This window comes from Vibrio sp. 1401 (assembly GCF_033340295.1).
In genome coordinates this window covers 1-504 of sequence record NZ_JAWOWF010000894.1, presented here as the reverse complement: position 1 = coordinate 504, position 504 = coordinate 1, and the positions used below count along the sequence as shown (strand labels likewise).

The 504-nt window shown below is 45.0% G+C and carries 1 pseudogene; it reads left to right on the top strand.

The features are described 5' to 3' along the window. Positions 1–219: 219 nt before the first annotated feature. Positions 220–504: pseudogene (locus R7Z77_RS28760) on the top strand (phosphatase PAP2 family protein); the annotation flags it as partial.

Genomic DNA, 504 nt, shown 5'->3' with positions numbered 1-504 from the left:
CAAAGTTTGGTATATCGATACGCCGTCAGCCTCACCAGCTAACCCTTCGTAATTCTTATTGCTTTTATTGATGTGTTTAACGGTATGGTTGGGCACATCAATGTGCGCTATTCCGTCCATTCTACTTTTGTCACTAATTGTCCAACTTCCCGTCATGTAGCTGTCACCTAAACCTCCTACTTTGCACACAAAGGCGTTGTCAAAGTAAGGGAAGGTCACATGCGAACCATTGAGACAATCACACAGCCAATCGCAACCATCGCTAAGTTTGATTTAGCATTCTCTAGCGTATGTCTTCAGCACCGTTTTAACCAACAAGTTGCCAACATCAGTAAAGGCGTTTCGCACAGTGGAGATGGGCATCTCTACGTCGTCTTAGGGCTGTTAGCTTGGTATTTAGATAAAGAACACGGCTCTTGGTTTATGTTAGCCGGATTGCTGGCATTTGCCGTCGAGTTACCCATTTACTGGACGCTAAAAAACAGCTTTAAACGCCGCCGTCCT